Annotated in this window: 10 protein-coding genes and 1 pseudogene; 10 read left to right on the top strand and 1 reads right to left on the bottom strand. The window is 39.2% G+C overall.

The features are described from left to right. Positions 1–102 precede the first annotated feature (102 nt). Entirely contained in the window at positions 103–975 is an 873-nt protein-coding gene (gene galU, locus ACJMMI_RS07165; protein WP_405354570.1) for a UTP--glucose-1-phosphate uridylyltransferase GalU, read from the top strand. A gap of 221 nt (positions 976–1,196) precedes the next feature. On the opposite strand, the gene ACJMMI_RS07160 is transcribed toward galU, so the two are convergent. Continuing rightward, positions 1,197–2,024, bottom strand: a complete 828-nt coding sequence (locus ACJMMI_RS07160) for a histidinol-phosphatase HisJ family protein (protein ID WP_405354568.1) — start codon at positions 2,022–2,024, stop codon at positions 1,197–1,199. 165 nt (positions 2,025–2,189) lie between these two features. Here ACJMMI_RS07160 and ACJMMI_RS07155 point away from each other — a divergent pair, with 165 nt between their 5' ends. The 9 genes and pseudogenes from ACJMMI_RS07155 to ACJMMI_RS07115 all read left to right on the top strand — a co-directional run. Beyond that, positions 2,190–2,459, top strand: coding sequence for an ACT domain-containing protein (locus ACJMMI_RS07155; protein ID WP_405354566.1), 270 nt, complete (start codon positions 2,190–2,192; stop codon positions 2,457–2,459). A 36-nt stretch (positions 2,460–2,495) separates the two neighbouring features. Further along, a complete protein-coding gene (locus tag ACJMMI_RS07150) occupies positions 2,496–3,857 on the top strand; it encodes a PFL family protein (protein WP_405354564.1) in 1,362 nt (453 codons plus the stop codon). Positions 3,858–3,874: 17 nt separating this feature from the next. After that, entirely contained in the window at positions 3,875–4,183 is a 309-nt protein-coding gene (locus ACJMMI_RS07145; protein ID WP_405354562.1) for a hypothetical protein, read from the top strand. A 43-nt stretch (positions 4,184–4,226) separates the two neighbouring features. After that, positions 4,227–5,261, top strand: a complete 1,035-nt coding sequence (locus ACJMMI_RS07140) for a V0D/AC39 family V-type ATPase subunit (protein ID WP_405354561.1) — start codon at positions 4,227–4,229, stop codon at positions 5,259–5,261. Between the two features lie 34 nt (positions 5,262–5,295). Beyond that, positions 5,296–7,239: a V-type ATP synthase subunit I gene (locus ACJMMI_RS07135; RefSeq protein WP_405354559.1), complete on the top strand. Its 1,944-nt coding sequence runs from the start codon at positions 5,296–5,298 to the stop codon at positions 7,237–7,239. Between the two features lie 56 nt (positions 7,240–7,295). After that, on the top strand, positions 7,296–7,733 hold the full coding sequence (locus tag ACJMMI_RS07130; RefSeq protein ID WP_117704424.1) for an ATP synthase subunit C: 438 nt from the start codon (positions 7,296–7,298) through the stop codon (positions 7,731–7,733). A 27-nt stretch (positions 7,734–7,760) separates the two neighbouring features. Next, positions 7,761–8,069: a V-type ATP synthase subunit F gene (locus ACJMMI_RS07125; RefSeq protein WP_117704423.1), complete on the top strand. Its 309-nt coding sequence runs from the start codon at positions 7,761–7,763 to the stop codon at positions 8,067–8,069. A gap of 21 nt (positions 8,070–8,090) precedes the next feature. Further along, entirely contained in the window at positions 8,091–8,687 is a 597-nt protein-coding gene (locus tag ACJMMI_RS07120; protein ID WP_405354558.1) for a hypothetical protein, read from the top strand. A gap of 41 nt (positions 8,688–8,728) precedes the next feature. Then, positions 8,729–8,931 (top strand): annotated as a pseudogene (locus tag ACJMMI_RS07115) (V-type ATP synthase subunit A); the annotation flags it as partial.

Below are 8,931 nucleotides of genomic sequence, written 5' to 3'. Positions count from 1 at the left end.
ACAAGGGTGGCGTAAACCTTGCTATGGCAGTTGCTGCAACATTTGTATTCTTAGCAATAATCTATATGCCACTATTCATTTAATAAAATTACGGAGGAAAATATGAAAATTACAAAAGCAGTTATTCCTGCAGCGGGACTTGGTACAAGAGTACTTCCTGCTACAAAATCAATGCCAAAGGAAATGCTACCAATCGTTGATAAGCCGACGATTCAGTATATTGTTGAAGAGGCAGTAGCAGCCGGTATCACAGATATTCTTATCGTTACAAACAGAGGCAAGGGCATTATCGAGGATCATTTTGACGCTTCACCGGAGCTTGAGGCAAATCTTGAGAAAAGCGGTAAGCTAGAGTTTCTTGAAACTGTAAGATCCATCTCAAATCTTGCAAACATTACTTTCATTCGTCAAAAGGAAATGAAGGGTTTAGGTCACGCTATTTTAAAAGCAAAGTCATTTGTTGGTAACGAGCCATTTGCAGTATTATTCGGTGACGGTGCTATTGTTGGCGAAAAGCCTGCTATCGGTCAGCTTATTGAGCATTACGGCGAGTTTGGCAAGGGCGTAGTAGGCGTTAAAAAGGTTGATGCAAAAGACATTCACAAGTACGGTTCTCTCAAGATTGAGCATATTCACGACAATGTCTTTAAATGCACAGATATGAAAGAAAAGCCACAGACCCCTGAGGAAGTACTTTCTCTCTACTCTATCATCGACAGATGCGTTCTTCCCGCTGAAATTTTTGAGATTCTTGAAAGAACACAGCCGGGTGCAGGCGGTGAAATTCAGCTTACAGACGCAATGCGTGAAATCGCTGTTACCGAAGGTATGACAGCCGTTGAATTTGAAGGCAGAAGATATGATATGGGCAATAAATTCGGTATTTTACAGGCTCAGATTGAAGTTGGACTTGAACATCCGGAAACTAAGGATCAGCTCAGAGAGTACATAAAGGAACTTGCAAAGACTTTATAATTGCTTATTGCCAATTTTAATAAATTAAACTAAAGCACAACAGACATTTCCCAAGTTTTGAGAAATGTCTGTTTTTTATTGCTTTTTATGCAGTTTATCAGATATTTTAAAATGATTTGTCGATTAATAGATGTCATAGTGAAAATTAGTGGTTGAAAATTATTCAACTTGCGTTATAATATGATAAACAACACAATATCTATTAAAATATATGATATAGTTTAATTTATTTCAATAGGAATAGAAATCGGATGGCGTTTTTCAAAAATTGTGTAAGCCTTAAAACCGCATTTATGAGCAAGCTTTATTCCCTCTTTTATTCCGTTGCCTAAAGCGTGGCAGTTGTGAGCATCACTTCCAATAGTGATAAGCTTACCGCCAAGCTCTCTGTATCGTTTAAGCTGAAATTCATCCGGCAGAGTTCTTCCGATAGGTTTGAACAAACCGGAAGTGTTGATTTCAAGTGCTTTTTTATTTGATATGAGCGTTTTATAAATATCATCAATCACATCCTGATAAGGTGAAAGATTGGGATATTCGCCCGTTGTTTCAAAAATATATCTTAACGGATATGTAAGATGAGCAAGGCTGTCAAAGTCATTAAAAGCTGCGGTTTCTGCAAGTTCATTAAAATACAATTTCAAAATTTCAGAAATTTCGCACTTTTTGTAATCGAGAAAATAGAAATCCTCCATATTTCTCAAATTATGCAAAGACGCTAAAACAAAGTCAAAATCGCCAAAATCAAGTGCTTTTTTGGTACATTCCAAATCGTGCATAGGCTCACCAAGCTCAATACCGCATAATACCTTGAGTTTTTGTCTATATTTTATCTGGGCGTTTTTAGCCTGCAAAAAAGAAAGCGGTATTCTCTCGTTAAAATCTCCGAATTCTTCATTATAGCCAAACTTAATAAAAGGTGCTTCGCAATGGTCAGTAATTGCGATTGCGTAAAAGCCCTTGTTTACGGCAGAATTACACATTTCTTCTACTTTGCTTTCAGCGTCAAAAGAATTGTTTGAATGGGTATGAACATCACATAAAATCATTGTTATCAGACCTCCGTAATAAATAATACCATATTCGCCAAATTTATGCAATATAAGGCTTTACTTTATCGGATTTTAGTTATATAATAGGGTAGTGATGTAAAACTATCATATTAAACTTTTGCAAGAGAAAAATTATAATCTTGCAAAATACGGAGGTAACTTATGAAGGCTATTATTACAGTAATCGGTAAAGACACAGTAGGAATCCTTGCTAAGGTATCTGCTGCATGTGCTGCTGACAATGCAAACATCGTTGAGGTAACACAGAGCGTTCTTCAGGATATGTTCGCAATGGTTATGCTTATTGAATTCAATGAAGAAAAAATTGACTTTGAAAAGCTCAGAATTGACCTTGATGCAGTTGGCGAGGCTACTGCAACTAAGATTCATGTAATGCACGAAGACATCTTCAATAGCATGCACAAAATCTGATATGCCCGTAAATATGGATTGAAAGGATAAACACCTATGCTCGAAACTAAAGATATACTTGAAACTATCAATATGATTGATAACGAAAATCTCGATGTAAGAACAATTACAATGGGAATTTCTCTTTTAGACTGTATTGATGACGATATTGACAAAGCCTGCACAAAGGTATATGACAAAATCTGCCGTTCTGCTAAGGACCTCGTTAAAACCGGCGAGGATATCCAGAAGGAGTACGGTATTCCTATTATAAATAAGAGAATTTCAGTTACACCTATTGCTATGGTAGCTGCTCCATGTCAGAGCAAAAAGGTAGTAAAATTTGCACATGCACTCGACAAGGTTGCAAAAGAACTCGGCGTAAACTTTATTGGCGGCTATTCCGCACTTGTACAAAAGGGTTTCGCAAGCGGTGACTATGCACTTATCGAGAGTATTCCTGAAGCACTTGCTACTACTGATTTTGTTTGTTCTTCTGTAAATATCGGTTCTACAAAGGCCGGTATCAATATGGACGCAGTTAAAATGATGGGTAAAACTGTAGTAGATGCTGCAAAAGCCACGGCAGACAGAGATTGCATCGGTGCTGCAAAGCTTGTAGTATTCTGTAACGCTCCTGAGGATAACCCGTTTATGGCAGGAGCTTTCCATGGTGTCGGCGAGGCTGACACAGTAATCAATGTCGGTGTTTCCGGACCGGGCGTTGTAAGAGCTGCTCTTGCAAAGGGCGGTGACGGCAAAAACATTGCCGAAATCGCAGATATGGTTAAGAAAACCGCATTTAAAATCACAAGAATGGGTCAGCTTGTAGCAAAAGAGGCAAGCAAAAGACTTTGCGTTCCTTTTGGTATTGTTGACCTTTCACTTGCACCTACACCGGCTGTCGGTGATAGCGTTGCACATATTCTTGAAGAAATGGGACTTGAAGTATGCGGATGTCACGGTACAACTGCTGCCCTTGCTCTTCTCAATGATGCAGTAAAGAAAGGCGGCGTTATGGCTTCGTCACATGTTGGCGGTCTTAGCGGTGCTTTCATTCCGGTATCTGAGGACGCAGGTATGATTTATGCAGCAGAAAACGGCTATCTCGACATAACTAAGCTTGAAGCTATGACAGCTGTTTGCTCAGTTGGTCTTGATATGATTATTGTACCGGGTGACACAAGTGCCGAGGTTATCTCTGCTATTATTGCAGATGAGGCTGCTATCGGTATGGTAAATACAAAGACAACCGCTGTAAGACTTATTCCTGCTATTGGTAAGAAAGCCGGCGAAACACTTAACTTTGGCGGACTTCTCGGCTACGGCCCTGTAATGCCGCTCAGAAAAGGCTCACCTGCTGAGTTTATCAACAGAGGAGGAAGAATTCCCGCACCACTTCAGGCTCTCAAGAACTAATCTCAGGGGGTGATTTTTTGAAGGATATGATTAAACAGATTGTTGAGGCAGACGCCGAGGCAAAAGCCTTCGATGAAGAAAATCAGCGAAACAAAGAGGCTCTCGCTAAGGAAATTGACGCTCAGGCAAAGGTTATCTATGATTCCTACATGTCAAAGGCTGACGAAACTATTGAGCGTCAGAGTGCTTATATTGACAAGGACATCAGACAGCAATGGCAGGATACCCGTCAGAAGCACAAATCTGTTTTAATTAAACTTAAATCTGATTTCGAGGCAAATGCTGACAAATGGTCAGATGAAATTGCTAAACGAACAATCGGATAACTATCCATTTATTAAGCATATTATTTTAAGGAGGTGCGTAGCTGTGTCTTCCACTTCGTTTGCGGTGCTTACAAAGGCAAGAGCAAAGTTTGGCAAAAGACTTACCGAAAAGGACTATACAAGTTTGCTCAACTCAAACAGTGTTGCCGAGGTTATGTCTTACTTAAAGTCATATACTCACTATGCAGAAGCATTGCGTGATGTAAACGAGCGTGATGTGCATCGTGGCAGACTTGAGATTCTTTTAAGGCAGCATCTTTTCTATGAATTTGACTCGCTTTGCAGATATGATTCCCAGATGAGCACCGGCTTTTCAGCATATGTTATTAGCACAACAGAGATTGAACAGATAATGCGATTTCTCACCTTGCTCAATACTTCATCTACTGAAAAATTTATTTATCAGTATCCGACATACTTCTCTAAGCACACCGAGCTTGACCTGCAGAAGCTTGCACTTGCCAGAAACTATGATGAATTCCTATCAGTTCTGAGCAACACCAAGTATTCTCATATATTTGAAAAATACAAGCCCGATGAAAAAGGTCTTTTACCTATATCGGATATTGAAAACGAGCTTTATACATTTGTTTTCTCAAGCCTGAAAAAGACTATTCAAAGCAAGACAAAGGGCACAGAAAGAAAAGAGCTTATGGATCTTTTCACAGTAATCAACGATTACAATAACTTTTCCCGTGTACTTCGTCTTAAAAAGTACTATAATCTTTCACCTGAGCAAATCAAAAGTAATCTGCTCTACCCTTTCTCAAGCATTAGCGAAAAAACTCTCGACAGAATGTGTCAGGCTGAGTCATCGGGTGAGGTATTCTCTGTTATGCAGGAAACTCACACAGGTAAAATGATTGAGCAGATCGGTTATGTTTACGCAAGTGACATCAGTCCAAGAGTAAAATACAAACTTGCAAGAAAGAATATGTATTTCTCGAATAATCCGTCTGTCGTGATGATTTCATATATGTTCGTTGCCGAAACCGAGCTTATGAATATCATAACCTTGATTGAAGGTACACGATACAAACTTGATTCTAAAAAAATACAGTCCCTGCTTATTGTATAAGTAAGCAGTACCACTAACAAAGAGGTGATTTTATTTGGCTGTATCAACCATGCAAGCTGTTAATATAATTGGCTTTATGGAAGAGATTGACGATGTAATTACCGTTCTTGGCGAGTCAGGTGTTTTCCACCCTGACGATGTGTCTGTTTTCTACAACAACACCCAAGGCTTCTCACATCTTCAAACCAAAAATATCTATGCCGAACATCTCACTAATCTCAAGGCTTCGTTAGGACTAACCAAAAGGCAGTTCCCGCTTGTTGATGTAAGCAACTTCAACCCTACTTATCAGGATATTGAATTATTTTGCAACAAGATTTGTGACGAGCTTAATGAACTTGTTGAGGACAGGGATTTCGCTGCTGAGCAGTTGCTTGAGGCTAAGCAGAACCTTGACGAAACAAGGCACTTTGTCGGACTTGACATTGAAATTGAAAAGCTGCTTGAGCTTAAATATGTTAATGCAAGATTCGGCAGACTTCCTAAGGACAGCTATGTAAAGCTGGAAAATTACAAGGACGATCCTTACATTGATTTTTCAGTATGCACAGAGGATAAGGCTTATTACTGGGGCGTTTACCTTGCTCCTGCTGATAAAACAGAGGAAATTGACAGAGTTTTCTCAAGCCTTTTCTTCGAGAGATGCGACATAATTGGTGTTAATTCAACGCCAACTTTGCATATGCAAAAACTACAGGCACTTATTCCCCACCTTGAAAGCGTTTACAGAGATACCGAAAAGCGTATTGACGATTATCTTTCAATGAACAGAGAAAGAATTTTAAGATATTTGTCTAAGCTTGAGGAGCTCTCAATGTACTCAACTATCAGAACAAAAGCGTTGCAGTACAACAAAAGCTTTATCATTGTAGGCTGGGTGCCAACAGAGTTTGCAAAACAGCTTAAAAAACGACTTTGCAAACACAGAAGCGTTACAGTTGAGTTTTCAGACGCTAAAAACGAGATTAAAAAATCTCCGCCTGTCAAGCTTAAAAACTGTTTCCTTGCACGACCGTTTGAGTTTTACACTTCAATGTACGGCGTGCCAAAATACAATGAAATTGACCCGTCACTTTTTGTAGCAATTACTTACATTATTATCTTCGGCATTATGTTTGCCGATGTTGGTCAGGGCATCTGTCTTACCATTGTAGGTATATTGATGTATAAAATCAAAAAGATGGCGATTGGCAAAATACTTGCACCATGCGGTATTTCATCTGCATTCTTCGGACTTGTGTTCGGCAGTGTATTCGGTTTTGAGCATTTACTCGACCCAATGTACAAGGCTTTGTTCGGACTTGAGGAAAAACCGATTGAGGTTATGAGCTCAGAAATGGCAACAAAAATTATTCTTGTAGCCATTGGCATTGGCGTATTCCTATTGATTATTGCAATGCTTCTCAATGTGTATACTTCAATCCGCCAAAAAGACTACGGCAGAGCATTGTTCAGCACAAGCGGTGTAGCGGGTATAATTTTCTACAGTGCAATAGTATTCGGCATTGCAGGTCAGCTTTTGTTTGGACTTCCGGTATTCAACGCTCCTTACATTATCTGCCTTATTGTAATTCCGTTTATATTAATCTTCTTTGCTGAGCCACTCGGTGGATTAGTAAACAGAGAACCTGACTGGAAACCTGAAAGCTGGAAGGACTACATTGTTGAAAACATCTTTGAATCAATCGAAGTTCTTTTAAGCTATGTCACAAATACAATGAGCTTCTTGCGTGTAGGTGCATTTGTTCTTGTTCACGCAGGTATGATGATGGTTGTATTTGTACTTGCAGAAACAGCAGGCCCTATTGCCTACTGGCCAATCGTTGTAGTAGGTAATGTTATAGTAATGGTTCTTGAGGCTCTTCTTGTTGCAATTCAGGTATTAAGACTTGAATACTATGAGCTGTTCAGCCGTTTCTATTCCGGCGAAGGCAGACCATATGAGCCTGTTAAGCTAAAGCTTACACAAAACAGTTAAGTTGTAAAACTTAATTATATATTTTATTGTTTATTTATTTTTGGAGGTAAATCATTATGAGCATCTTAAATTTAGTTATGTTAGCACTCCCAGTAGTATTTCTTGTAGCATCAGTTATTGTAGCTGTAAAGGCTTACGAAAAAGGTCATAACAGAAAGAAAACTGTATTAATGCAGATTGCTTCATTCGCAGCAGTATTCGCAATTTGCCTTCTCTGCCCAATCGTAGCCGGTGCAGCAGATGCAAACACAGTTTCAGAGGCAGTTCAGGTTGCTCAGCAGTCATCTAAGAGCTTTGCATATATCGGTGCAGCTATCGCAGTTGGTCTTTCATGTATCGGTGGTGGTATTGCCGTAGGTAACGCAGCTCCTGCAGCTATTGGTGCAACAAGTGAAGATCCTAAGGCATTTGGTAAAGCAATCATCTTCGTTGCTCTTGGTGAAGGTGTTGCCCTTTACGGTATGCTTATCTCAATCTTGATTCTCTTCAGCTAATTGAAGAAATAAAGGATATGACGAAAAATGAAATTTTTTCTTATAAGCGATAATGTTGATACAAAAATGGGTATGCGTTTTGCAGGTATTGACGGCGTTGTAGTTCATACAGAAGAAGAGGTTACCAGAGAGCTTACTAAGGCTATGGAGAGAGAAGATGTGGCTGTTATACTTATGACAGAAACACTCGTTTCTCTCTGCCCTGACCTTATCTATGACTTAAAGCTCAACCGTAAAAAGCCTTTAATTGTAGAAATTCCTGACCGTCACGGCAACGGACGCACCAAAGACAGTATCACAAAATATGTTCAGGACGCTATTGGCGTAAAACTCTGAATGAGCTGAGAGGTTATTAATATGGAAAATACCACAAAAACTGATAACTTTTTGCAAGCCATACAAAGATATACAGAAGAACAAAAGTCTATTGCCAATACTGAAGTTGAGCTTTTAAAGGAAGAAAAACTTAAAAAAGCCGAAGAAAACGGCAAGCGTGACAGCGAACGCTACATACAGCAGCAGCTTGAGGCTAAGAAGTATGTAGAAACAAGCAAGCTTGCAAGACTTGTTCAGGAAAGTCAGAAGAAACTCTTCAGAGAAAGAGCTAAAATGACTGACGAAGTATTTGAAATGGCTGCACAAAAGCTTTTAAAATACACCGAAACTAAAGAATATAAATTAAAACTTGTTGACAGTGCAAGACAGATTGCAGAGCTGTTTGACGATAACCGTTGCGTTATCTACATTAACGAAAAGGATATGAAGTATTCAACAGAAATCCTTGCGGTTTTCCACGGAATGGCTGAGCTTGTAACAGACAACACAATTAAAATTGGCGGTCTTAAAGGCTACTGCAAATCAATGAGAATTGTTGCCGATGAAACACTCGACACAAAGCTCTCTGCACAGAGAGAATGGTTTATTGAGAACTCAGGTCTGAGCGTTCTTAACTAATTGACCTTCTTGATTTTATCCGAAAGAAGATGGTAATACAAATGGAAAATAATGTTATTTATGGAATTAACGGACCTGTTGTTACCGTAAAAGATGCTGATTGCTTTGAAATGATGGAAATGGTTCATGTTGGTGAACAAAACCTTGTCGGTGAGGTAATCGGTATAACTTCTGATTTTACCACAATTCAGGTATATGAAGAAACAACCGGTCTTAAACCGGGAGATGTCGTTACAGGTACCGG

The sequence above is a fragment of the Ruminococcus sp. genome (assembly GCF_045129435.1).
In the GTDB taxonomy this organism is placed as follows: domain Bacteria; phylum Bacillota; class Clostridia; order Oscillospirales; family Acutalibacteraceae; genus Ruminococcoides.
This window is presented reverse-complemented; position numbering and strand designations above follow the sequence as displayed.